The sequence below is a fragment of the Paenibacillus sp. RC67 genome (assembly GCF_030020805.1).
In the GTDB taxonomy this organism is placed as follows: Bacteria; Bacillota; Bacilli; order Paenibacillales; family NBRC-103111; genus Paenibacillus_S.
Window position 1 is genome coordinate 5,398,626 of record NZ_CP125098.1, and the last position, 26,226, is coordinate 5,424,851.

Annotated in this window: 18 protein-coding genes, 1 pseudogene and 1 riboswitch; of the genes and pseudogenes, 2 read left to right on the plus strand and 17 right to left on the minus strand. The window is 45.2% G+C overall.

The genetic code is table 11. The features are described from left to right. Positions 1 to 30: 30 nt before the first annotated feature. Positions 31 to 417: a hypothetical protein gene (locus QMA13_RS24600; RefSeq protein WP_282936357.1), complete on the minus strand. Its 387-nt coding sequence runs from the start codon at positions 415 to 417 to the stop codon at positions 31 to 33. Further along, positions 389 to 1,390: a glycoside hydrolase family 130 protein gene (locus QMA13_RS24605; protein ID WP_282936358.1), complete on the minus strand. Its 1,002-nt coding sequence runs from the start codon at positions 1,388 to 1,390 to the stop codon at positions 389 to 391. The genes QMA13_RS24600 and QMA13_RS24605 overlap by 29 nt, the downstream gene beginning before the upstream one ends. A gap of 125 nt (positions 1,391 to 1,515) precedes the next feature. On the opposite strand from QMA13_RS24605, the gene QMA13_RS24610 reads away from it, so the two are divergent. Next, on the plus strand, positions 1,516 to 2,400 hold the full coding sequence (locus QMA13_RS24610; RefSeq protein WP_282936359.1) for an AraC family transcriptional regulator: 885 nt from the start codon (positions 1,516 to 1,518) through the stop codon (positions 2,398 to 2,400). Positions 2,401 to 3,180: 780 nt separating this feature from the next. Here QMA13_RS24610 and QMA13_RS24615 read toward each other — a convergent pair. The 6 genes and pseudogenes from QMA13_RS24615 to QMA13_RS24640 form a co-directional block, all read right to left on the minus strand. Further along, positions 3,181 to 3,288, minus strand: coding sequence for a YjcZ family sporulation protein (locus tag QMA13_RS24615; protein WP_282936360.1), 108 nt, complete (start codon positions 3,286 to 3,288; stop codon positions 3,181 to 3,183). A 1,807-nt stretch (positions 3,289 to 5,095) separates the two neighbouring features. Further along, positions 5,096 to 5,630 (minus strand): annotated as a pseudogene (locus tag QMA13_RS24620) (dihydrofolate reductase family protein). Positions 5,631 to 5,766: 136 nt separating this feature from the next. Beyond that, positions 5,767 to 6,246 (minus strand): aspartyl-phosphate phosphatase Spo0E family protein, encoded by a 480-nt coding sequence (locus tag QMA13_RS24625; RefSeq protein WP_282936361.1) that lies wholly within the window; start codon positions 6,244 to 6,246, stop codon positions 5,767 to 5,769. A 52-nt stretch (positions 6,247 to 6,298) separates the two neighbouring features. Next, a riboswitch (cyclic di-GMP riboswitch) is annotated at positions 6,299 to 6,387 on the minus strand. A 571-nt stretch (positions 6,388 to 6,958) separates the two neighbouring features. Further along, positions 6,959 to 7,810 carry a hypothetical protein gene (locus QMA13_RS24630; protein WP_282936362.1) on the minus strand — a complete coding sequence of 284 codons (852 nt, stop codon included), beginning with the start codon at positions 7,808 to 7,810 and terminating at the stop codon, positions 6,959 to 6,961. A 355-nt stretch (positions 7,811 to 8,165) separates the two neighbouring features. After that, positions 8,166 to 8,447, minus strand: coding sequence for a hypothetical protein (locus tag QMA13_RS24635; RefSeq protein WP_282936363.1), 282 nt, complete (start codon positions 8,445 to 8,447; stop codon positions 8,166 to 8,168). 672 nt (positions 8,448 to 9,119) lie between these two features. Further along, positions 9,120 to 9,638 (minus strand): hypothetical protein, encoded by a 519-nt coding sequence (locus tag QMA13_RS24640; protein WP_282936364.1) that lies wholly within the window; start codon positions 9,636 to 9,638, stop codon positions 9,120 to 9,122. A 147-nt stretch (positions 9,639 to 9,785) separates the two neighbouring features. On the opposite strand from QMA13_RS24640, the gene QMA13_RS24645 reads away from it, so the two are divergent. Continuing rightward, a complete protein-coding gene (locus QMA13_RS24645) occupies positions 9,786 to 10,409 on the plus strand; it encodes a DUF6805 domain-containing protein (RefSeq protein ID WP_282936365.1) in 624 nt (207 codons plus the stop codon). A 269-nt stretch (positions 10,410 to 10,678) separates the two neighbouring features. Here QMA13_RS24645 and QMA13_RS24650 read toward each other — a convergent pair whose 3' ends face one another. The 9 genes from QMA13_RS24650 to QMA13_RS24690 all read right to left on the minus strand — a co-directional run bounded on the left by QMA13_RS24650 (position 10,679) and on the right by QMA13_RS24690 (position 26,201). Continuing rightward, complete coding sequence (locus QMA13_RS24650; RefSeq protein WP_282936366.1) at positions 10,679 to 11,053, minus strand: hypothetical protein; 375 nt, start codon at positions 11,051 to 11,053, stop codon at positions 10,679 to 10,681. A gap of 44 nt (positions 11,054 to 11,097) precedes the next feature. Beyond that, positions 11,098 to 11,799 carry an RNA polymerase sporulation sigma factor SigK gene (gene sigK / locus QMA13_RS24655; protein ID WP_282936367.1) on the minus strand — a complete coding sequence of 234 codons (702 nt, stop codon included), beginning with the start codon at positions 11,797 to 11,799 and terminating at the stop codon, positions 11,098 to 11,100. A gap of 440 nt (positions 11,800 to 12,239) precedes the next feature. After that, entirely contained in the window at positions 12,240 to 14,429 is a 2,190-nt protein-coding gene (locus QMA13_RS24660; RefSeq protein WP_282936368.1) for a glycoside hydrolase family 88/105 protein, read from the minus strand. A 199-nt stretch (positions 14,430 to 14,628) separates the two neighbouring features. After that, on the minus strand, positions 14,629 to 16,188 hold the full coding sequence (locus QMA13_RS24665) for a type 2 periplasmic-binding domain-containing protein (protein WP_282936369.1): 1,560 nt from the start codon (positions 16,186 to 16,188) through the stop codon (positions 14,629 to 14,631). 172 nt (positions 16,189 to 16,360) lie between these two features. After that, the gene (locus tag QMA13_RS24670) at positions 16,361 to 18,766 is read right to left on the minus strand and encodes a helix-turn-helix domain-containing protein (RefSeq protein WP_282936370.1); all 2,406 of its coding nucleotides are present in this window, start codon (positions 18,764 to 18,766) and stop codon (positions 16,361 to 16,363) included. A gap of 30 nt (positions 18,767 to 18,796) precedes the next feature. Next, a complete protein-coding gene (locus tag QMA13_RS24675; protein WP_282936371.1) occupies positions 18,797 to 19,663 on the minus strand; it encodes a carbohydrate ABC transporter permease in 867 nt (288 codons plus the stop codon). A gap of 204 nt (positions 19,664 to 19,867) precedes the next feature. Next, a complete protein-coding gene (locus QMA13_RS24680) occupies positions 19,868 to 20,845 on the minus strand; it encodes an ABC transporter permease (protein WP_481858021.1) in 978 nt (325 codons plus the stop codon). A 506-nt stretch (positions 20,846 to 21,351) separates the two neighbouring features. Next, a complete protein-coding gene (locus tag QMA13_RS24685) occupies positions 21,352 to 22,884 on the minus strand; it encodes a sulfatase family protein (protein WP_282936373.1) in 1,533 nt (510 codons plus the stop codon). A 38-nt stretch (positions 22,885 to 22,922) separates the two neighbouring features. After that, positions 22,923 to 26,201 carry a glycosyl hydrolase gene (locus tag QMA13_RS24690; protein WP_282936374.1) on the minus strand — a complete coding sequence of 1,093 codons (3,279 nt, stop codon included), beginning with the start codon at positions 26,199 to 26,201 and terminating at the stop codon, positions 22,923 to 22,925. Between the last annotated feature and the right edge of the window lie 25 nt (positions 26,202 to 26,226).

The following is a 26,226-nucleotide window of genomic DNA, read 5'->3' on the forward strand; positions in this document are numbered from 1 at the left end:
TCATTATTCGTTTAGCTCATCTCACTTGTCTTACTTCAGTCCGACGATGATCTGGTTCGCCTTCTCCTGCAATTGGCGAAGCGTCGTGTTCCCACCAGTTTGCTGCTTAATCATCTGGTTCATAGCGGTATCGATCAGAGTAATGACCGCATTGTTGTAATCCGAATACGGCGGATTTGCAGCAGACTCACTGAGGACGATGCCCTGCATGTTCTTGCCTTTCAGGGAAACCAGATCTGCCCCGAACTCTTGCTTGTACTGGTTGTCCTTCAAGGCCAAGAGTCTTCCCTGACGGGTAGAGGCAACGCCAAATTCATCAGCCGTTATTCCCTTCCACCAACTATTCTTGGTTGCTACATAAGCGGTATAGATGCGTTTGGGGGGACATTTACTTGCCTTCCAAACACAATCGGACAAGGTCGTCGACTTGGGCAGTTGCCAGACACTCGACAGTATCGGCGGCGCCGTAATAAATTTTGACTTCGCCGTCATCCTCAAGAATCATACCGCCCGGGAAAATGACATCATTCCGGAAACCTTCGGTTTCATAGACGGCTTCGGGTGCGATAAGCGGATCTTTGTACATACCGACTATCTTCTTGGGGTTCTCCAAATCCAAAAGCAAAATGCCGGCGCTATAACGTTTCTCCCAGGAATTCTCCCAACCGTTTTTTCCTCGGCTTGGATCAAGATCGACGGTATGGAACGTAGTTAGCCAACCTTTAGCGGTTTTGACAGGCGGGGCGGCAGGACCGATTTTGTCGTTAGCGTAAGCCACATGCTCTACCGCAAGCAGCAAATCCGTATTGCCCCAATATTTCAAATCTGGCGAGTCCGATATCCACATATCGAAACGGTCTTTGCCTCCCCGGCTGTACACAGGGAACGGCCGCTCCAAGCGGACGTACTTGCCGCCGATTTTTTCCGGAAACAGCACCATGTTGCGGTTGTCAGGCGCTGTCATATGGAGTACTTCAAATTTTTCGAAGTCATCGGTTACGGCAATGCCTCCGCGAACGCCGTGTTTCGTATCGACGGCAAAACACATATAGCAGCGCCCATCCATAACGGTCAACCGCGGATCATAGGTGCGGATGATTTCGTCATCATTCAGGCTAAAACAAGGGTCGGGCTGTACCTCCCAATGAATACCGTCGCTGCTGTAGGCTAGACCAAGATTGGTCGTGGAACTTGGCAGCAGCGTATGCTTCTGCGGATCGCCGTAATCGTTGCGGAATACCATAACATAACGACCCTGGAATTTGGTAACGCCTGCATTAAATACAAGTGCCGGAGAATAAGGCACATCACGGGCGGTTAATACCGGATTTGCAGGATGACGGGCAATAACCGGGCTTGACTTTAGCGGTCCAATAATTGGAATAGACACACACTATTCCTCCCCTCTTCGATTTGGGTTGCAGCATGCTCCTATCATAGAATAAAATCGAAGAGGAGGTATGACAGTTTTCCGCTAGACTATCTCATATTTTCGTTCAGGAGCGATCCGTCAAGATGACCGTATACCCAACCAACAAACATTTAACCGACTATCCGGACATTCACCCGGGTTTTCCATTTCATGTATCCGTTAACAAAGTGGTAAGGCATTTTCCTGCTCACCGCCATGACTTTTTGGAATTTTCTCTAGTAATAGACGGAGAGGGTTACGAGGTTATTAACGGCGTTAAACATCCTCTGCTTACGGGGACGGCTACTTTTTTGCTGCCTTATCAGGTTCATGAAATTTATGTGGAATCGGCGAATCCACTCCGGTTGTATAACTGCATGTTTGATATGGATTTGCTGTACCAATCAGCAGAGGTCGGACCAGGTTTGTCGGAGCTGCTGGTCGGGGAGGAGATGCCCCCTCAAGCTTTCTTAAGCCCGGAGCTGTACACGGCTGTATCGTCGGCTTTTGAGGATATGCTTGCCGAATTTGCGGGCAACGGTTTATGGAGAAACATGCTGCTCAAGCTGAAGTTGTTGGAAGCGCTTGCGCGATATGACCGGTTCCGCCGGCAAGGTGTTCCAAGCACAGTACAAACGAACGGAACAATCGATAAAAAACCGGTATGGCCAATTATTCATTACATTCATGCCCGTTACAGGGAGCCGGTTACACTGTCGGCAACGGCGGAGAAGTTCGGCTTAAGCAGCTCCTATTTAAGCGAAGAGATTAAGCGGCGTACCGGCCTTGGTTTTGTTCGTTTTTTGCACGAGGTGCGCATTAGACATGCTTGCAGCTTGCTTTCATCGACCGGAATGGCGGGAGTTGATATAGCGATTGAAACCGGGTTCGGTTCGTACAAGTCATTTTCACGGATTTTCCGCGAGTTGAAAGGCATGACGCCGGGTGACTACCGTAGAACGCATGCTATAACAAGCTCTCGTTACTAACCTTTCTCATCCTCTGCTGCTCCCGGCACACGATGTGATACTGCAAGATACCATCGAATATACTTGAAATTCCACGTAACTGCCTAAATCATGATGCTCGCAAACATGTGATCATCGTCGGGAATGGGATAAAGTTCTTGTCACGGAGAATTGACAAGAACTTTATCCCATAAAACAAGAAAGCCGCGATACACGCAGCAATTAATGAGATAATGTTCTTGTCACCCGACAGAAGCTTTTCACTATCGTACCTGTCATGCGCTACATGTAGATTACTTTAATTGTCCAAAGTCTGAAATGATTCTAGGGCCTTTTCTATGCTTCTGGACAGGTTTTGCTTGTAGACATGTACACGAAAGTGGGTGTTTTATGCAGATGCCCTTATTTTGAGTTGCCATCAATTGCATTGGAAGAATGTGCGCTTGCAAGGGGGAAACTAGTCGTTCCAAATTTGATAGATTTACATATGATGTGATGTGGGATACTCCACCAACTATCCCACGATTCCGCCCATAGTTCCCCCGAAGATAGATGGTTGCATTAATCGCGCCGTCTATTTTCTGTTGACTACTGGAATTAGTAAAAGCACACATTTTACTGAAAGTACAAACGCAGCGACACCAGAATGTGCCTAACAACATGTATCCCGGTTGCAACGGGGCCTAGAAACCTACCTTAACTATTTGTTTTTGTCAAGATGTAAAAGGAGCTGCCCGAGTGGCAGCTCCTTAGCCGTTTGCATGGACTTGATGTGTTTACAGCAAGATCCTTTGGATATTGTTAGATAAATGAACGAGAAACTATAACAAGCAGAATGAATAGAACAAGAATCACAGCTGTGCTAGTGAATAGGCTTGAGCAACTTCCACCAATGCCTCCAAATCCCATAGTGGTCCCCTCCTTCCGCATTAGCTCCTGCATTTTATGAACGTAAGCGGTTTAGAGATTGGACAATTAAACAAATGTGCATTTATACGGAAGAAACAAGTCGTTCCAAATTTGATAGATTTTCATAATATATGATGTGGCCACCTCCAGCTAACCGCCACGCCAATTCCCATAGGCCTCATCATGGAACAGACGGTTGCATTAATTGCACCGTCTATTTCCATTCTCCTCGAAATCAGAGCATATAATACGGCGAGTTACCGGGACATATGTACCAAATATCCTATTTTGTGAAGATGTAAGTAGATTCGGACCAAATCATCTTGTCATTAACAAACAATCTTAAGTACTTTTACTGTCAAGAAATCATGCTCATCTTCTGGCTCTCCCCTCTATATCAATCCCACTGGGTCTAATTGATTTATGATACTTCTTACTAGTAGAAAATATTTTTGTTTTTTATTTAATGATTCGCTCAATATAACACCACCATAGCAGTCAAAATTGATCACAAACAAAAAAGACAGCCGAGTATGTAACTTGACTGTCTTAATATTGAGCTATAGTTAAGTTCCGTTTTTGGCGCTATATTTCCAATAAGAAGCTATTTAATTCGACCCATGCATCATTATTCGTAAACAAAAAGAAATGGTCTGCTGCTTTAAATGTTTTTGTTGTCGTTTTGCCTCACCATTTCTTAACAAGCTTCATCGAGCTTTCGTTTGGGATATTTTTATCTTCATCTCTAACAAGACAAAGTAAGGGAGTTATTATCTTAGGAGCAACTGATATAGAATTAAAGGGTTGCTTTAGAATCATTGACATCGGGAAATATGGCAAATGAAATAAATCCCTAATTTTATCTGAACGATTATGGTATGGTGCGACAAGTACCGTTCCTTTTGTTGCACGTTTGCTTGATAAATGAGCTAGAGTGTGAAAACTACATCATATTGAGGGAGCATAACGACGGCCACCGATTTGTACCGGCAGCCGCGTCGTAGCCGTTTATTATAGCTATAGTGCCCGTTAGCGGGATGGCATTAACATCTCGTAAACTTACTTTAACGATTACATATCCATCACTCTTTCAGATCTTTCTAGATCGGGGTTGCATAGTAACAATATATACTGTCGGACGACACAAACATTGTCCTTTTCTTAGTCAGATATATTGCGGCTTTTTTAATAATGGGACAATGTTCTTGTCGTGAGCCAACGACACACAAATATTGTCCCATTTTCAACGTGCGACACAAACATTGTCCGTTTTTCGATATAAAGCAGGAGGCACTCGTAAATGACGAAGTAGAAGTGTCATACAGATCATACAAGCATTTTAACGGAGATACATTATATTGATGTGTATTTTCAATTATAAAATAATAAGTTTCTTTTGCCCGCCTGGAACTCATCGGCAATCTGTTGAACACGCTCAATAGTAACTCCATCCGCTTGCGCTTCCTGGTTAACACAGAAAGGCCCTAATTTTCCATTTCACCTTTTCTTTCGAACTGAATTCGATCAAGAAAAAGAAAATGGACTATAGGTCCTTTTTTATGCGTCTGAAAGGATTTTGTTGATGACATGAGCACAATATTCGGGTGTTTTGTTCAGATGTCCTTTATTGAGCTATCGTAATCCGTTAACGTGACAAAGACAATCTACGCTTATCAACATTTATTTTCTTCAATAACAAAAGAATCTCTAGCGGTAAAATGGTAGAGCGGAGTTGGATAACTGGCAAGCCACTAAGCGGAAATCGACGAAGTCCCCAGTTGTTATTTAATTGGTCGTTCAAGTCAACTCATTCTGAGGCTTGATAGGATAAAAGAGCCACACCCGTTGTCGTTGTCTTAACGCGTACCAGCTTCAAGCTTCTTTGATTCTGTTCCATAAAGAATCGTTTGCCCTTTCCCAAAACTACCGGATGAACCATAAAGTAATACTCGTCAATAAGATTGTGATCCATCAAGGTGCGAATTAATTGACCGCTGCCGTAGATCAGATATTGTTGATCCGTTCCTTCCTTCTTCTTGGTCACTTCTTCTATCATGTTATTCTTGATAAAACTGGCGTTCCATTTGGGTTCTTCTAACGTGGTAGTAACTACATACTTGGGCATTGTATTCATCTCGTCAGCACCCTCCCCCTTCATGTTAGGCCACGCCGCGGCCAAAACCTTCGTAAGTGACTCGCCCGAGAAGAAGAGCGTCGCTCGCGTAAAACACCTCACGTTGAAAATCTGCCATTTCATCATCCCAATAAGGCATGTGCCAATTCCCCGGCTCTTCCATGATTCCGTCAAGAGATAGATAGATCGATGCTACGATTTTTCCCACTTTTCATTCCCTCTTTCATATAATGGGTTTCTTATAGTTTCAATATACCTTGTAGGGACTTTCTTATGCTTCTGGAGAGGTTTTTTTGATGGACATGCACACAAAATTGTGGTGGCCGACCAACTAATAAACATTTTCATACTGAAGACTTTTCAGTTCGTACAAAAGAAATAAACTTCTTCGCTTCTTCTTTACTTAGAATTCTTCCTTCATAAGTCAAAACAAATTGGTTTAAAATACATTCATCTGATTCATTTATGCTAGATAAAAAAAGCCTGACATCATTATCAATTGGATCAGTGGAAATATCTGGTCTCTTTTGCATATAACCAAGAAAGGTCTTGGAAAAATATACAAACGTTTTAATCGCATTGTATTCGAATGACATATTCTTATTTTGATGTTGCAGAATCAATTGCTCTTGTGAATGAAGTATTTGATCAATACATTCCGGCGATGAAATTTGTAATAATCTTTGAAAATTGTTTAGTTTCTCATCTAATCTTTCACTAATTTTCAATATCCGAGGATCACACAAACTATTAACCTTTGCTTCATGCATTTTCTTTCTTAAACGTCCTATCTCGTCGAAAAAAAATTCAAATAAGCTAACCATTCAACCCTCCCCCTTAAATTGAACATTCAAAAGGATTTGTGGAGACTACTATTTCGGCAACTGGCAAGCATATCGGAAATTCCCGATGAAGCCCCTTTAGTTTTGCGTCACCATTTTTCAATGGTTTTGCTATTATCGAGGTAGTATGGTTAGTTTATAAAGCCATACTTTAACAAATCATATTATATTTCTAGTATATATTAAATCAATTTCATATTTTGTCGAAAATTGTATAGGTTTTTGCTAATTGTATTTTAATGAAACATATGTACAAAAACACCTACTTTTGTTCGTATGTATTGCTGTTAGGCTCGGCAAGCCTCTCGCTGTCGGACCTTTTTTTCCACCTATCACTGTGAAACCAATAAATAGTGAAAAATTAAAGACATACGTATCAAATATCTTATTTTGTGAAGTTGTAAACTCGACTTCAAACCAAACATCGTTAAACAAATAAAAAGGCCCTGATTTGACACTTTCGCTTTCTATCGAACTAACAAAAGAAAATGGCATACAGGGCGTTTGCTGGGATTTTGGCGGCATTTTATCTTTAGACATCTACACAAAAGTGGGTGTTTTGTTCAGATGTCCTTATTGAGCTAACGTACCCTTTAGTTCAACGACTAATTCTAATGCCACTTATGTGGAAGAAAACCTTCGCGGAATGCGAGTTCTTATGAGCTATGTTCTTGTCTTCTGACAAAATTGTTCATCACCCTCCGTAATGCGCTTTCACCTTTGGCGGTATCGGCAGCTTATTCTTCTTCAAAAGGGTCACCAGCTCATCACATATATCGAAAAAGCCATATTGCAAGCTTACTTCCGCAAAGCTGGTCAGGTACCCAAGATAGCCTGGGAATTCACAAGTAACCTGCTTAAGGTAAGGATCCGTTTTTGCTGATTCCCAGTGCTTTCGGAAGGCAAGTCGTTCCTCCTTAAAGAAGTCCATTCGATCTGCATGGATTGTCATCATGACCCAACCCTTGTCTGGGTAAGCCTCCGTCTTGAACAACTCTACTATCCTTTCATACTCTTCCATCGCTTCCCTTTTCTGTCCTGAGCGATAGAGGGTTGAAGCATAATTGCAAAAAAGATGTAAGTTCTTCGTTTCCTGATACAACTTCAGAAAATACTGGGCCGCGAGGGCTTTGCATTCCGTATTCTTGGAATCCGACAACTCATAGGCAACATCCTTTTTTTCACTCAGGTCCAATGAATCGAAATCCATCGTCAGCAGCTTGTCCAGTCGATTTCTTCGTCGCTTTTCCAGACCCTCAAGCCTTTCTAACTCTCTTAGAAAAGAGACAACTTGAGGGGATTCGGAAAACCTTTCTAGTCTTGTCCGAGCCTTTTTCAAGACCTCTCCCACTTCATCCACATATACTGTGGTTGCGCATTCAATCTCTATGTAACTGAAAAAAAGTGCGAGTTGCATATTCTCCATCTGTTCGTCGTGGTAGTGTTCCTCCAAATAAGCTAGAATGTTACAAGGAACCTTCCTGTTTTCTTTATAGTGCTTTCTTACATCGAGAGGCAAGTTTTTTTCATCAAAGGGCTTTTTCAAAAGATGGCCTCCAATTCTCTATGTTTCTTTTTGTATCTTAACTTTCTCTATTATAAATGATCGGTTCAATCTTATCATTTTTCATATTGTCACTATATTTTCTTATTGGACTATTCTGCCCGTTACTTCAATGAACATCAAGAGGAGGTGCCCTTATGGCAGCTCCACGCTATCGTACCCGGTAGTTGAATAAGAAAGGTTTATTTGTCCCAAGGAAACTTAAACCCACCTAATCCATATGTACCTTTTAATTGATCAATATAATCTTGTTTATCAAAATGGAACGTTAATTGCTTATCAAATAATTCTCCTCTACCATCAATGTAAGACCAGGTTATTATGTCTTTGGTTTTTTCTATAATAAAGATACAGCCCCACATTCCAGATCAGCACATGCAGGGCATATATATATTGAATTCTTTCCATTTGAAAAATCTGGCTTACTCAATAATAGTAACCTTGAAATGTGTTCTTGCTGAAATTCCTCACTTCCCCACCCCAAACAAGATACAAAGTCGAATTCCTTAGCATACATATCGTATAAGGATTGTCCATCTATAATAAAATCCGCAAAATATATAGGTCCTGGATAACCGTCCCTTAAACGCATTTTGAATTCTAATTTCGATTTTTTCATTTTGAAATCCTCACTCTTCATAAATAAATAGTCATCTTATAAAAATTAAACTAATTATTGACATTCCTGCCCGCTAGCTTTATTCATAAACCAACATGATATATGAAATCGGACGCAAAAGAGCTTACATATTTCTATTGATTCATAATCTCAATAGCAAGAAAAATAACACCATAAATAAGTAAAAATCCGTATAAAAGGTATTTTATTAACTTTGCCATGTCTTCCGAAATAATTTGCTTTTCGACTAGATAGGTTTTAACCAAGAAAGCAATAATATACAGTACTATTAAAATCATCCAAACTAATTTAGAATTGATCATGCATCCACCCCTGACAATCTAAATATCTCCAGTTCCATTTTGCTTCTGCGTATGGATGGGCTTAAGTTTCCTTGAAGTAACGTACACGTCTAGTTGAATGAAATTGGATGCCAAGCTAGAAGAGAATCTCCAACTGCTTATATTCTTTTGATGGCATGTTCTCAACTAGTATCTGTTTATTATCACATTTTGAATTATAAACGTTCAATATGTTTAATTGGTAAATCGGAATAAGGCGCACCTCTAGTGTCTTTTCCCTACAATAATGTGATGCTTTGTACAATCATATAGATTCACTCCCATTTTTTAAATACCTGTGTTTGAAGCTGTTCTGGGATCAGCATCATTTTTAAAATTTTTGATGTTTATGATATTCACGATAATTTGTATCTATCCTCCTTTGTTGAAACAATCCTGCCGTCACTTCAATAAAAGACTTCAGCCAGCAAGTCGATCGACTTGCTGGCTGAAGTCTTACTATTAAGCTATCGTACCCTTTAGCGCAATAGTTTCTTGAACTATTAATATTCGCCATTGTATTCAGCAAAGCTCGTTTTTTTATGCGAGAAATATGATACGGTACATAGCAATTCTTTGTATCTGGTAATACATATTCGATAAAGTTAATTGCTGCATGGACTATATCATCAGTATTAAAAAAGCTTTCATCTAAAAATCCACTTAGCAATGCTGCATCTTTACCCTTATATTTCAAACAAAGGTACCCGTGACCAGGATCAACATGTACTAAATTAATAATTTCATCTTCATGCTGTTCTTTTTGTTTATCATAAAATCTTACCACTGTATCTTGGTCATTTAAGTACAATTCAACATCACACGAGACGCTATTGTATACAAACTTCATTCGCTCTTCCTTAATAAAAAGCACTTCAACTAACTGGGATGATTAGGCTATCGTACCCGTTAGTACAATGATTACTATTAAGTTCAGTTGAACATTTTACAGCTTTATATTGGAATGCTGATCAAGGACTTCATCATTCCCGAGCGAATGTCGATTCAGAATTGGTTAGATCAGTTCGATCAACATTTTATCCGGAAGTCGGATGAATTTGCATTTGTCCTCCGCAACACGGATGAGGATGGCAGATTAGTCTTCACGCCACATTACAAGCAGCATCGTAAGCGTTACGGCATTTATTGGAGAGTTATTGAGCAAGACTCCTCTGAATTTCATCATTATATGGAAAAGTGCCAACGTGAACAAGCCCTAAGGGATGCTACCATTGACAGTGTGCAAGTTGGCAACGATCAATATGAATTGCAGCATCAAGTCAAAGGTGAGCGTACGCATGCAGTCACTTGGGAAGGATTGAACGGTAGAAGAGCTGAACCCGATGGATGGTTTAGCTATGATTTAAAAGTTCAGCCTGACGAGGTTAATGGTCTGGCTATCACCTTCGGACGTCGGGCAAGTGGAAGGTTGGAAATTTGGGTCAATGACCAGATCTTGTCGGAGGAGGAATTTGTGAATGTCTACAGTCGTTCATTTTACGAAAAGACATATCCCTTGTCAACGGAAATGATTGCTGGCCAAACATCAATTACGGTCAAATTTGTACCAATCGGGGGTTGTAAAGGTATCTATGGCATTCTACGAACTTTAAAGCTATAAACGAAATCAACTTCACAATAAATGCCGGCTTCCAAACCAAAGTTATCTCTTTATTGATTTCCCCATATTTCAAACTAATGGGTAGGGCAGCATGATGTTGAATTACTAGCATCACTGCCTATTCTCGTATTCGCCATAAATGGTAACTGAAACTCAAGCAGGTGTTCTTCCACTGAAAAACGATAATTGTTTGCACAAAAAAACATACATCACTGCTTCATTTTGAATCGCATATGATAATTTTGTCCTTTCGGATCTATGTGCCCTCTTTAATTAAGCCACATTCCCTCTGATTCCTCAAGCTTCCATTCCAACTGTTTCATATATTCTAGAATGTCTAGTTGAGTTTGCATTGTCACGAAACCGTGTACACCTTCATTTTCTATCTTCATCACTTTTTCAAAGTAACCACTTTTCTTACTAATTTCTTTACACCGAGTATTTTTAAACGTTGAGAGTGTACTTAAAAACTTCTCCCAATTTTCCAATCTATTATGCAATAGCAAGAGTTTATAATAGTGGTCGCAGTTGCTTGTGAAGGGATAGTCAAAGTATTTTTTATTGTATTCGATGGTTTTTTTCAATGAGTTTACATTTTTCTCTACTAGTTGGATAAGCTCGTCCAATTCATAACCTGCTCTCAAATGTATTAGAGGCCTGCCGTTTAGGCAGGCCAATCTTATTGTGCTTACCTTTTTGCCTTATAGAACTCATGATATAGCTTCATAAGCGCCCTTTTTTCAATCCGCGACACATAACTACGTGAAATCCCCAATTCCTTGGCAATCTCCCGCTGCGTCCGTTCTTCCCCGCCATGCTCGAGCCCGAAGCGGCCCACTACCACTTCTTTCTCTCTATCGTCGAGAATATCTAAATTTTTGTAAATTTTCGATTTCTCAATCTTCAATTGTACTTTATCTACGACATCATCGGCTTCCGTACCGAGAATATCGATCAGGGTAATCTCATTTCCCTCCTTGTCCGTACCGATTGGATCATGAAGGGAAACGTCCTTGCGTGTTTTCTTTAAGGATCGCAAATGCATAAGGATTTCATTCTCGATACATCTGGCTGCAAAGGTCGCTAATTTCGTGCCTTTATCCGGTGAAAACGATTCGATGGCCTTAATCAAACCGATGGTTCCGATGGAGATGAGGTCTTCTAGATCTTCACCGGTATTGTCGAATTTTTTGACGATATGAGCCACCAATCTCAAGTTATGTTCGATAAGCAGATTTCTCGAATGCTGATTTCCTTCAGCCATTAACCGGAGGTGCTTATCCTCTTCCATTTCTGACAGCGGTTGGGGAAAAGCATTATTTTTAACGTATGAAACCAGCAGCATCAATTCTTTAATAAATAAAGCAATTGCTGAGAAAAATCCAGGCACGTTGAGCCACCTCCTACAAGTTTTGCGGAGCAAAACTGCTTCGGAAGCCTCCGCTTAGAGATTAGTAACATTTTATGTGGGCAAAGGCCTATAAGTGCCTGTACTCCATAAATTTGATGAGGTTTAGAGCTCTGCAATCAGGCAGCAGCCAGATATGTATCAAATTGTAAAAAGTTGTTGTTCACACGTGACAAAACAAGTAAAAAAAATAGGTTGGGCACTTCCGCCTCTTCCTTCATGGAAAAGGCATAGTGTCCAACCTATGAAAAAACATTAGTCTCCCGACGTGAATCAAGAAGCTTTGGTGAAAGTAAAACCAGACTATCTGGTCACGGGGATAACAGAGTTGTATTTTCTGTTCTATCATTTCAGTTCCGGCTCTTTGATACCATTCACACGCTCTAGTTGAGCTAGAAGCCTAGAATCCAAGACAATATCAATTAACCTGCAACAACAGCTGATTTGCCTTGAGCGAGATGTCGCTCAAGTTGAAGCACCTCGATGCCAGCAAGCAGCACGATGCCGATTCCATGCGTATCGTTAAGCAGCCAGGACAGATCATCCTTGTAGTAGCCAACACTGTAGGAGTAACCTGATCCACGGCACACGCCGTAGACATTACCGAATTTATCGATCGAGATACGGGCCATACCGTTCCAGCCTTTATGAATCGCAGCGATATACTTTTCTGTATCTGTTATCCAGCCATACCTTACGCCGCGTGCAAAAGCATACAGGAACATCGATGTGCATGAGGTTTCCTCATACGATACAGGCTCTGTTAACACTTGATGCCACAGGCCGTTCTCTCCTTGCAGTCGCAGGTAGCCTTCACTCAGTTCATTGAAAAACTGCAGCAGCTCGTCACGCTTCATATGTTTTTCCGGCAGCACGGCCAGCAATTCGGATAAGGAGAAAATCACCCAGCCATTGCCGCGGCCCCAAGCGATCTTGGTTGACTTGTCGATACCGAAGTCATAGACATGAGACATGATTTGCAGCTCAGGAATGTACAATTGTTTCTTGAACTGGATGAATTGGTTCGCCGCATCCTCAAGATAGCTGATTTCACCGGTCCGCTGATAGCAGCGGCACAAGTACGGCACACTCATGTACAAGTCGTCGCACCACAGGGTCGCATTCGGGAAATCGACATGCTTCGGCTTACGGTATAAGGAACCATCAGGCAAGCGATCCTGCTTGTTGCTGATGTAGTCTGCGATAACATCGGCGATACGCTCAGCGCCTTGAAGCGGCTGATTCTGCAGCGCAAGCAGCATCGTTGCACCGAACGATCCGCAATCATCCAAGCTATCCAATGTAGCCAGCGTGTTGAGTACACCGGAAGCGCCATACTGTTCTTTATCCCAATTGGCATAGGTGTAGAGACGTGTGCATGTTTCAATATGATTGTATACATACTGCAGCAAATCGTCGCGGCCGAGCAGCTTACCGGTCTGGAGCATGCCATACAATGTCACGCCAAGCGGATAGTTCCACTTACCGAACAAAGCATTCTCCGTGAACGGGCGTACCCACGTTTTCGGCTGATCGAGCCTCCAGAACGTTCCGCCCTCCTGCGTCTCCACCAAAGCATGCAGCGAATCTTCAACATCAGGAATAGCTTCTTCTGCAGCGAACGGCCCCAAATACAGCCATTCGTCTTTCGCCCCATGTACAGGATAAGGCTCCACGAGCTGAACACCTGTCGGCAGCTGGTCCAGACGAAAACCTGCACTCCCGTTCGTGCCGAAGCTTTGAATGACGAGATTATGCTCACCATACGCTAATGACAATGCAACACGAAATGCACCTGCCTTATCGATGGTTGCTTGCTGCTCTCCATCCATATATACCGCAATATTCCCTTCCGCAGTGCCCGTAAGCTCAATGTTGCGAAGCTCCTGCGCGAATGAACGCAGCTTTGTCCAAGCCAATGCATACTTGCCGTTCAGTTCGCCGAATATACGTGCTGTCGGGTTCTTAGCTTGTTCCCCTTCGCTCCACTCCAGCTTTGGATACCAAGAGATGCCATGATCCGCTTCCGTGCTGCCCTCGCCTGGAAGCTCGCTCCATACATGATCCTGCGGGGCGGAGTAAATCCACCCTTCGTGGCCAAGTCGCTCAGGCGATGGTGCGAGGAAATGAACCGGATTGCTCTTATAGGAGCCCGGTCCAAGAGAGCCTCCGCAGCCCGCTTCCGTCTTGGTAAACTGGAATACCAAGTGATTCCAGCCTTTTTGCATCTGAATGGTAACGACCGTTCTGCGCTTAGGATTCAGTTCATCAGCGATGTTCGCTTTATAAATGGGTTGCCCGTTTGCGTACAAAATGAGCGGGCCGTAACAATGCAATATGAAATTAAGCGGCGTTTCCACATCACTCCAATGTTTGCACCACGCATAAACGATTTGCCCGTTTTGAAGCTCAGGGAAACGCTCAGTTAAATAAAAATCGTAGCTATAGTCGTGCTTCTTCAAAATCCCGCCAGCACTAAAAGCCCGGTACGCCATCGGATGGGGCGGATTGTTTCCTACATACCTGTCCGCTACGGTCGCTAAAATTTCGCTCACGCGGTCTCCGCATTTGGCAAAGATGCTTTCGTTGATGTCGATGTAACGCTCAGTCATGGTTTCTTCCTCCCCAGTGTAATTATCCGTATTTTTATAAAAGTAAAGAGGCGGAGTCTCTCCGCCCCCTTACTTTTCTCTCTACTTTTTCCTTAGTATCCAAAAGGATAGTGGAGGAAAAAAGATGTGTCGTAGGAGTGAAACGTTCGCCTCAACAGCGACCACAGACACATTTCTTTTCCGCAGCAGCTACTTTATATTATTTTGCTGCCGCGCCGCCGCTACGTTTTTGATACGCATCCGTCATTTCTTGGCTCATTTTGGTCAAATCTGCATCCGTTTTGGCTTTGGCAACGAAATCGTCCCATGCGGTAATCGGCTCGCGACCCAGGATGATCTTTGTTTTCAAGTCTTGTACTTTTTTCTCGAACTCAGGCAGCAGCTTTTGCGCCGTCGGCGAGTACAGACCGATACTGATGTCGGCTACGCTAGTTTTTGCGCGCTCGTCTTGAATTTTCATGAACAGATCGTTCGCTTCTTTCGGGAAGTATACCTTTGTGGAGCTTGCATAAGGATCTGCTACATAAACGATTTGGTTAAAGTCTGGACCGTTATCTTTGGCCAATTGCTCAGTGTTGATAATTTTTTGTCCGTCTTTGACCGTGTGATCCACACCTTCGATACCGTATTGCTGAATAGCGAATACGTCGTCGTTCATCCAAGTATCTACCATTTTCAAGATCCGTTTCATTTTTGCTTCAGGCACGGATTTTGGAATGGAAATCATACCAGAGAAGCCAGGGCCTTTAGGATTGTATCCATTCATATTGGTCAACGGATAGAAATCGGTCGGCTTCATGTCCGGATTAATTTTCTTCATTTGCTCGTAGTGATCGTTCATCGTACCTGCTTTATCCATGATAATACCCGCTTTACCGCCGTTGAACAGATCGGATGCCTGAGACAGCTTCAAGGATGCAAAGTCTTCCGGAAGCAGTTTATCCTTGTACATTTTAGCCAAATATTCGATGGACTTGCGAGTTTCCGGCAGCAGCGCGGTATTCACGATTTTGCCGTCAACCAGCTTCCACTTGTCGTTTTTCACGTTCGCGCCGGTGAAACTATTCTCGATCATAGCCAGTGTTCCCATATCTGCCGGAGGCGTCATATAGGCAGCCATTGGAGTGGTATCGTTCTTACCGTTTTTATCCGGATCTTTCTCCGCAAAGGCTTTCATGACATCGTACAGTTCGTCCGTTGTCGTTGGAACCTTCAAGCCCAGGTTGTCGAGCCAGTCCTTACGAATAATGAAGAAAGAATCGGCTTCAGCCGGACGCGGACGCGGAATACCGTAGTTTTTACCATCCTGCATTTTAGTCAGTTCCCAAGCGGTTTGAGATATTTTGGTATTTAAGTTCGGATAATCTTTAATGTATGGGGTCAAATCCCAGAAAGCACCTTGGGTTACCGCATTACGGAAAACCGAGGTAAACGGATCGTTAATGGTGACCAAATCCGGAATATCACCGGATGCCAGTGTCACGTTCAGCTTATCCGTATAATTGTTACCGGACACCCATTGAATTTTCATTTTGGAGTTCGTTGCTTTCTCAATGGCCTGCTTAATCTTGTTATCATCTGCTGCCGGAGACGGCGTAAGCAAAATCGTCATGACGCTTACTTCAAGCGGCCCTTCATTTCCACCCGCGGCACTACTTCCCGCATCGTTCTTGTTACCGCATGCCGCAACGACACTAGAAAGCGCCAACATTAGTACCATCGAGCCTAAGACGGTTTTTTTGCTTTTTCTTACTTTCATTTTGTGATCCTCCCTTGTTATGAACTTCTGAGTATCGAACGCTCCAACTGAGCACAAGGTAGACATTAGTACATTCGACTTTGATCGACAATCGTACTTTTTTGTACAGCCATTTCGGCGTGTTTTGGACTATATTGCAGCTTGCACATCGATGCACAAGGGCCGCAAACCCTTATTCCGTGCGGTTTAGCTCGCGGAATTGACTTGGCGTAATCCCTTCATACTTTTTGAAGAGACGATTGAAGTAGCTGTGCTGGTAGCCGACAGAATCGGCGACTTCGTTGATTTTCATATCTGTTTCTATGAGCATTGACTTGGCGTTACTGATCCGAATGTTCGTCAAGAAATCGATGAAGTTAATCCCCGTAATCTGCTTGAACGCCCGGCTTAACGTATAAGGACTGGTGCCGAATAGATCCGCGCACGACTCCAGCGATAGCGGCGTCATGTACTGCTCACGTAAATATACGATGACCTGCTCTATGATCTGCTTGAAATGATAATCTTGGCGGCTGATCATCTCCTCCACGAAGACCGCGATCACTTTGTGCTGGAACCATTTGAGCATTTGCTCCGGCTCTTTAATCTGCGCGAGCTGTTCGAACAAGTTCACGCTGCCGAACAGCTGTACCGGATTCATCCCTGATTGCAGAGAAGCATACCGGATGCTGCCCAAGAGCTGAAGCATCCCTTGCTGAAGCATGAATTCCGTTGAGCCGTTCGCAGCTAATTCCTTCATGAACTGGCCGATCAAATCAACCGCATCGGATTCTTGGCCGTTGCGGATGGCATTTATGATTTCTTTATCCAAGGTGAATGGATAGATGGATTCCTTCAATATGTTTAATTTGGAAAGCTGCTCGGTCCTAATGATCTGATTCTCATCCAGCAGATCTCGATATACCAGCGCTTGTCTTACTTCCTCGAACAGATGTGGAATCTGCTTCACGTTCTGAATCCATTTGCTGACCGATATCGTAACCTGCATCTTCAAAATACGGTTGATAGCCTGAATAATCTCTTGGCATACCTGCTCCATGTCATCCTCGAGCCATGTCAGTGGATGGGAGGACGGGAAGGATAGCAGCACCCCAATCGAAAAGTTGTGGAAGTTAATGATTTCTGCTTGCTCATATTGGTTCTTGATCAGCTCATCGATAATATTGGATGCGGCGAAAGTTACGAGGCTCTCATCTCCTTGAGAGAACCTTCCCTCGAGGTTCGCAAAACCCGTCAATTGAAACATAAGCGCTACAAATTGACGCTCCTCCGTTTCCCAGCCATAGCGTTTCATCCGCTCCTTCATGTCGTTCTCTTGCAGAGAAATCAGGTAACCCTGCGCCAACTGGAGGAAAAATCCTTCACGCAGAAGCGGCATTTGCTCCTCAAGCTTATGCCTCATGGTTTCAGTTTCCTTGGACATATGCTGCCAATGCTTCTCGATCATGGCAAATTCGTCCTTCACCTCTTCGTGCTTTTCCCCGGACAGCAGCGTCAAGAGACGCTGTACCGGATGATAGATCCGGCGGGACACGAACCAGGAGAGAAGCAAAGCAAAGAGCAGTCCGGTGAAACTAATGATCAGTATCCATTTGGAGATCGACACGACCGGAGCAGTAATCGATGACAGCGGCGCTGCAGAGATATACACCCACTTCTGGCCCAGTCGGTTAAAATGACCGTATGATACAGAGTACGACACCTTGTTATATTCAAATAAAAACGATTCCGGCTTCGCGTCGGTCACCGCTGCATCCCCTAGCGCGGCTTGATGCTTCGCGTAGGCCTGTTTGAGCGCCTTATCAAGTTCCGATCCACCAGCTCCGCTGCTCGATAAATTCCACTCGTCCTTATCATTGAACAGCATCGTGACTCCCTCATCATAGGGGGTGAGCGTCTTCAGCACCTTCAACAGGTTATCCTGATTCAGCGTGGCAACAAGAGCACCGAAAGGCTCGGTGCTGTCACCAGGAATCTTATTGACAATGGAAAGTCCGTGATTGAGCGTTCCTTGCGAATTTGGGAGAGTCCAGAACATCGACTTATCATGCTTGAGCAATGTCTCGTAGTTTTCGATGTCTGCCGAATTACTAAGAAATTTGTACTTTTCCGTTGTAAACACCAGTGGTCGCGGCTTGTCCAGAAACAGCTCCACCTTTTGCAGAAAAGGATGCGCGCTCTCCAATGACAATAGGGTCCGGTACATATCCTGAACCGTATCAAAATTGTAAGCAAAGTTAATCGTCTTCAGCTTCTCATCGAACTTGGAATCGAACGCCCAATGAGATACCGTCATCTCCAGGAATGCAAGCTGGTCATCGATATTGGCTGCCCGGTTCGTGATCTGATTCTGATGAAGCCGCTGAAGCTCTTCCTCTACATTATTCGTCGCAATCCAATAAATGCTGAGGCCGATAATAAGCCCCGGAATGCTTGCCATAATCAAAATCATAGCAAGACTCTTCCGGAAAAACCGTTTGTTATATTTGTATTTCTGGATATAGCCAAGTGAAGTTTTGAAGATTCCAGTCAAGATGCTCACCTTCCAAAAAAACTGATTTTCTACACGATTCGACATCTTGTGCTGAAATCCCTTCCCTTAAGGAGCTTATCCCTTGACCGAGCCTACCATGGCACCTTTGGCAAAATGCTTTTGCAAGAAAGGATAAACCAGCAAAATCGGAATCGTTGCTACGATGACTGCAGCCATTTTCAATGTTTCAGACGGAGGCGGAACGGAGGAAATGTCCATCCGGAGGTCCGCGTTATTCGCATTCAGCAAAATGTTTTGCAGCATAACCTGAAGCGGCCATTTGCTTGCATCATTAATATAAATCAATGCAGTGAAAAATTGGTTCCAGTAAGCGACCGCATAAAACAATCCGAAAGCGGCCAAGGAAGGAAGTGACAGCGGCAAAATAATCCGGAAAAACGTAGATAAATCGTTACACCCGTCCATCGAAGCGGACTCTTCCAGCTCGGCAGGGATGCTATCGAAAAATCCCTTCATCAAGATGACGTTCCAGCCGCTTGCCAGCGCCGGTAAAATGAGCGACCATAAGCTGTCGATCAGCTTCAACTCCCGAACCAGCATGTAGTTCGGGATCATACCGGGATTAAATAATATAGTGATCAGAATCGCGAGCAGGGCAACTTGTCTGCCGCGGAGTCTTTTACGTGATAAGGCATATGCCAATGAAGCGGTAACCACCAGACTGAGCGCCGTACCGACAAGTGTCACGTAGATGCTCACACCGATCGATTTCGGGAAAGCACCTGTCGCCATCAGAAATTTATACGATTCGAGCGACCAAGTCTTCGGAAAGAGCACGAAGCTTTCTTTCAAATATTCCGTCGGATCGGTAAAGGAAACGACAAACACATAATACAACGGGAAAAAGGTGACGACGCCGACCAGCCCCAGCAATGCGATGTTAAATACGTTAAACATCTGGTTTCCCAGTCCTAGTTTCATATGATTCCCTCCTAAGGACATTGCTATAGCAATGTGAGTCTGTTGAAAAACCTGAAAATCCGAAAAGTTGTTTTGGTACCCCACCTATTACCTTTCGCATTTTTCCCTATGATAGGGTTTTTCATCAACCTGGCATCGCTATAGCAATGTAAACTTTTGAATTACTATTGCAATGCCTTCGTCGTAATTAAGGATGCGGCGAACTTAATATACGCCTTCTTCACCCATTTTTTTAGAAATCCAGTTAGCCACAACAACCAATACTAAGCCTACAACGGATTTAAACAAACCGGCAGCGGTACTGTAGCTGAACTCCCCTTGTTGGATACCGACCCGGTACACATAGGTATCAAATACTTCAGCCACTTGGGAAACGGCGCCATTGTACATCAGAAATACTTGCTCAAAACCGACATCAAGCATATGTCCGAGACGTAAGATGAGCAGTGTAATGATGACGTTGCGAATGGCCGGGAGCGTAATGCTCCACATTTGGCGAAGGCGTCCCGCTCCGTCAATCTTGGCAGCTTCATACACCCCAGGATCGATGCTTGCCATCGCTGCCAGGAACAGAATCGTTCCCCAACCGCATTCCTTCCAGATGGATTGAACCGTGAGCATGATCCAGAACGTATCCGGATTCGTTAAGAAGTCAACTCTTGCCAAGCCAATGCCTTCCAGCATTTTGTTGACCAAACCTTCGCCTTTTGCGAACAACAAGAACGTCAAGCCGGAAATAATAACCCAGGACAAGAAATGCGGCATGTACACGATGGATTGAATAACTCGCTGATACACAACGCTGCGCAGCTCATTCAAGAGCAGAGAGAGCACGATCGGAAGTGGAAAAAAGAGTACGAGGCTCATCAGATTAATCGCCATCGTATTACGGAAGAGCAGCATAAAGTCCGGATTGGAGAAAAATCGCTGGAAATGCTCAAGCCCTACCCATTCGCTGCCGGTGATACCGGCAAACGGAGAAAAATTCTGAAATGAAATGACAACGCCCCACATCGGGACAAATTTGAAAATCAGAAAAAACAACACACCTGGCAAAGCCAGCAAATATAAATATTTGTCACGTCTTAAATCCCTTAAGATGCCTCCCTTACGCTGAGTTTGGGATTTCGCGGAATTGCTGGAAGCCAGAGGTTCTGGTTGTACTAATGCCATCCTCTCCATTCCCCTTTCTAGTTTTTCTCGTATTCATGTTGAATTGTAATGCGTCATCAACGCGGAGTGCTTAAGACTTAAACACCGGATGATTAACAACTTAAATTAAAATCATACCGTTGACAATCAGACATTATTGTCCTGAATGAAGGCAAATTTGTCGCAGTCAGAATGGGGGTTGAGACTATTTTGCCGATTGAGACAATATTGTACAAAGGCGTGAGAACGGCGTCGCAGCGCGGATTAATCGAGTGCAAGGCCTATCGCAGTAAGGTCCCTCTTTGCTCTCGGTCCACCGATACACATCCGTAGCTGTTGAACCAAAAAGCTGACAGGAGTTTGTCCAGTTATTAGAGCAGCAGCTTCTCACACCTTCGTACGTAATGTTTCGACACAGTAGTACCCGAGTATAGGAACCGGATTCAGACGATAGGTTCTTGCGTAACAGAAATAAGGGCCCAAGCACTCGGTGCTTGGACCCTACATCACTCTATATTGTTAAAATGAAGCCCTAATTATTCCATTGCCGCAAGTCCGTGTCTGTCATAAAAGACCGGGCCGCGAGACCAGACGCATGCCAAATGCATCAGAAGCTCTCCGGTCATACGTTCGCGCACCGCCGCATATCTCTCATCGGCATACACATTGTGCCATTCGTTAGGATCTGCTGCCAGATCATACAGCTCTCCCTGAAACTCGCCGATTCGGCCAATCGCCTCTCCGAGTGTACCCGGCATATACACGATAAGCTTATAGTCCTGTTTTCTCCACATCAATGCAGGAGCCGAATGATGCGGCTCTGCTCCTTTGCCGTGGAATTCGCAGAAGGTTCCGAGACGTTGTGTCTCTCCCAGCAAATCGAGTCCGGGCAGCTGCGGATTGCGCGGCAGTCCTGCTACCCTAGACAAGGTCGGCACGAGATCCACCAGCTCAGCCGGGCGGTCATCTACCGTCCCGTGCGCCGCTTGCGATAAATAGCTGCCGGCCAAGATCATAGGCACACGGACACTGCTCTCATACAAGCAGTATTTGCTGAAGCGGTGCTGTCGTTCGCCCAGCATTTCGCCGTGATCGGAGACGAAGACGATCAGGGCATTGTCGAGCCGACCTTGCCGCTCCAGCTTCTCCATTGCCTTACCTAAATAATCATCGAGCCAGGAGCAATTCGCCCAATAACGAAGCGTCGTCCGCTTGCGCTCCTCCGGAGTCATTGCTTCCCATACATGCCGTTTCTCCCAATAGTTGCGCTGACTGCTCTCGTTGACAGCGTCTGTGGCTGCCAGATGCGTTCCTTCTTCAAGCTCCCATGGGGGTTGATCCATATCCGGGATATCATTGATATCGTAGAGATCCTCGAACTCCTTCGGAACATTGAAGCCGGCATGCGGCTTTAAGAAGGAAAGATACAAGAACAGCGGGCGCGACTCATCCAGTCCCTCATCGATGAACTTCAAGCACTGCTCGGCCACCCATCCGTCGCGGTGCAAATGCATCGGCACTTGACTCGTGCAGCCGATATAGCCTTTGGAATTTTCCTCGCCGCCACCATAGTCTTTTGTTTCTTCATAATATGCTGCAAGCCCTTCCGGCTCGACATCTCCCATCATGACGGCGCCATCCTCGTAATGCCCGCTGTCGTGGGAAAGCCCGACAGCTCGCACCTCGAAGCCGCGGGTGGAAGGGGATGGATTTTTCACGCCGTGATTCCAATGCGTCTTCCCGAAGCCTGCGGTCTGATACCCTGCTTTTCGCATTAATTCAGGGAGCGGATCACTAGGCAGCTTGTCTTCATTGTACAATCCGCCGTGATTGGTTCGCACCCCAAGCTGCGATGGATAGTAGCCAAACATCATCGAGGTGCGGCTAGGCACGCACATCGGTGCCTGACATACCGCCTGGCTGTAGGTTATGCCCTGAGCCGACAGCTTGTCGATGTTCGGTGTATGAATATGCTGGTTGTATTTGCCGATACAATCCCAGCGCTGCTGATCCGTCATGAAAAAAATAATGTTCGGTTTGGTTGGTTCGCTTTCTGTATTGTTTTGCATCTTCGTCTTCCTTCCCTTCGAAGCTTATTGTATTCCTCTTATGCACGTGGAGCCGTATAGACCGGCTTTAACTCATGCTTCGCATAATCGAAATATTTACCTTCCAGCAAACCGATCAACGTATTGGTCACACGAACTTCGATGCGGTTCGTACCTTCTTCAAGTATTGACGTCTGTCCGCGGAAGCGGTAAGGCATCCAAGTGCGGGCCCCAAGGGACACACTGTTTACCAATACTTCAGCCACGTCATGGAACTCGCTGTCCAAGTCTTCAAACGTAAGCTCAAAGCTATCCTCCGCTGGCAATACGTCAATCTGAAGCTCGCGGCGGAATGTCATGGTTCCTGCAAAGTACGGATAACCCGTGTAGGGACTAGCTGCAAGCGGATGCTCCTGAACGGCCGGACGCTTCAAGACTGGACGCTGCTCAGCGTCAAAGCCGGTTTGGAAGGCGCCTGTAATGTACAACGCATCGATAAGACCGTTCCAATCATGCTCGATAGTCACCTCTACCGCGATCTCATTTACGCCTGGTTGGATAAAAGAAGTGATATCGCAGCCTACGTTCATATAGTCATACAAGTTGCTGCGAGCAAAGTCCGACTTCTGGAGACGATGACCGTTAATCAGAATCGAGCCCTCCCCGGACAACGCACCTTGATCCATGATTAGATGCACCTTATCGAGCGACTTCTCTGCGACGATGGTTGCCGTATAGCGTGCTTGCAGCGGATAAGCCAAGCGGATGCGCATCGGGGTTCCGAAGAGCTGACTCATTTGCACCGGAAGCTTTGTGGAAGCTGCCAGATCCGCACATTGATCAATGAATGTCTTGACCTGCACCAGCTGTCCTGCATCCTCAATTACGGATTCCGAACCATTCACTCCTTGAAGTGAGAGCTGGAACGCATCCAATCGGACCGCGTTATCCTCTTCGGTCTGCATAGTCCACAATGTCACCTCAGACGCATCAACCTTCAAATCCCATGGTTTGCTCAGAACCGCTTCAGTTGCTTCACTACGGGTAATACGGAACAGTCTGGATTCGAAGGAGCCTAACAGAACAGGCAGCGTCCAGCCATCACCCGATTGCTCTGCGTGCACCACAGCTTCGTCTCCACGATCCAACGATAGCTCTGTGAACTCTGCGGCTGACGCCCCAGCTGCACCCCATAAGGCGGCCGATACCTGCAAGGACAAGTCGCGTACCGCTTCCTCCTGATTGCTTACGAAGACAAGGAAGCTATCCGCATCAATTCTTCGTGTTTGCATCAATATACTGTGTCCGCCATAAGCTGGCTCCAGCTTCACGGTCAGCGGCTGCAGCTCTTCCAGCAGCGAAGTCATGCTACCCAGCGCGGCGGTTTCGTCCGCCTTTGCCGTGTACGGCAAATGATACGCGTTCGCTGTGCCTTTGGACCACGACAGCGCTTGTTCACCGCTTTCGCTCCAGAATTGTTCGGTGCTAGGCTGCGGCAAACCGAAGGCGCTCGCAGCTGAAGCTGCGTCCCAGCCGTTCGATTCAATAGCCTGATAAGGCAACTGCCCCATGCTGATCACTGTTCCGCCCTGCGCGAGGAAGGCTTCGAGCTTCGCCCATGCGCCGCTCTCCAGATTGGTCATTGGCGGCACGATTACGATGGAATAACTGGCATTCCCCAGCGTAATAAGACCGTTCTCCACTACAGCTTCCGCCAACAGTCCCGTATCCAAATGATCATAGTCTCTGCCGCTGTACGTCAACTCATTGCAAATGCGTGTCCACCAAGCTTTCAGGTCTTCGAGTTTCCTTTTCTCATCGGCTTGTTTCCCGCCGTAATCAAAATTGTGGAAAGGATTACCCATGTGCGCCCACAGCGAGGTTGTCGGTTGAAGAACCGCTGCCTTGATTTCCGCTTGTCCACAACTCATGACGTAGCTGATCCGTCCGACATAATCGCCAAGATGTCTGAAATGCTTCCAATACGGATTTTGCAAAAACTGCGACGGCGGAGCGTCATGCTTCATCAGCGCATCGAGCGTATAGAAAAAGGCATGGAAGTTAAAGAAGTTCGTTCCTTGCGCTGCCATCCGATCAATCATCCACTTGGCATCCTGAAGTGTCATCGACCATCCTACACTATGGAAGCACTCGATTAAATTGCGTTCACGACCGAACTGGCGGGCGATGGAGCTGACCATTTTGGCACTGCTCCGGAAGCTTTCAGCAGCGTTGTTCAGAATCCAATCCAATGAACGTCCGAGCTTTTCATGCGCGGTATCCCCTCCAGGCACATGGCTGTACCGCTGTGTCGTATGTCGTACGGACGGCACCTCGGTCACATACTGCAGTCCGTACCGCTCGCACCAATCATGCACCTGCTTATGATAAGCACCGAGCAAGAGCTCATGAATGGCCTGGTAATAGTCATACCGAATGCGGGCCGCCTGATCGGCTTCTTCATACAACAGTGCATGCAGATGTTCCCGGAGGTCATAGCCGTTTTGCTCCATGAAAAATTGAGGCAGCTTCGGCGACCATGGCATACTGCCCAAGAGCCCGATTTCGTCGGTGAACATTCCTTTGATCGTTCCGCCAAAATATTCGCCCAAATGCTGGGCATACTTGTCATGAGTTAACCGAATAAAGGTTGCCATCGCTTCATGATTGCACGGATCGACGAACGTGCCGTAATATTTGAAATCCTCGATTTCCTTCTCCTGGAGGATCAACACTTCCCAATCGCCTGACGGCGCGGTCCATTCCATTTTCTGAACTGTGCGGTAAGTAAAGAACCGCTTTTGGTTATAAGCAGTCAAGCCCGCTTTTTGAAAAATCGGCTCCGCTTGGAAGTTCCCGATGGACGAACGGATATCCACCACTTTATTCCATAGCTTTTCGCCATCCTGACTAATTGGAATCGCCTTCGCGTACAGAATACGCGCCCAAGGCAGCTCGATGGACAGATGTTGTCCGCCCTGCACCCGCTCAGCCCGATGCTCCAGCGTGTAGTGCTTGGCCTCCGGATGCTCCAGCGTCACCTCACCGCCAGCGATACCGCTTGGATACGGATACTCGTCGTAGAGCCACACATGCAAATTACGGCGCTCGGCAGCTTCAACAGCTACGCGTACTTTTTGAAACCAGGCATCGGATAAGTAAGGTACTTGCAGCCCCTGTCTCGCACAGACGAAAAATCCCCCCAAGCCCTTGTCCGCCATCTCATCGATCTGATAACGAATTTGCTCGTCGTCCATTTCCCCGTTCCAAAACCAAAACGGATGAATCCGGTAAGCAGCTTCCGGCTGCGCAAAAGATTGCATATTGAATTGGGCCATGTAAGCTCATCTCCTCGACATATGA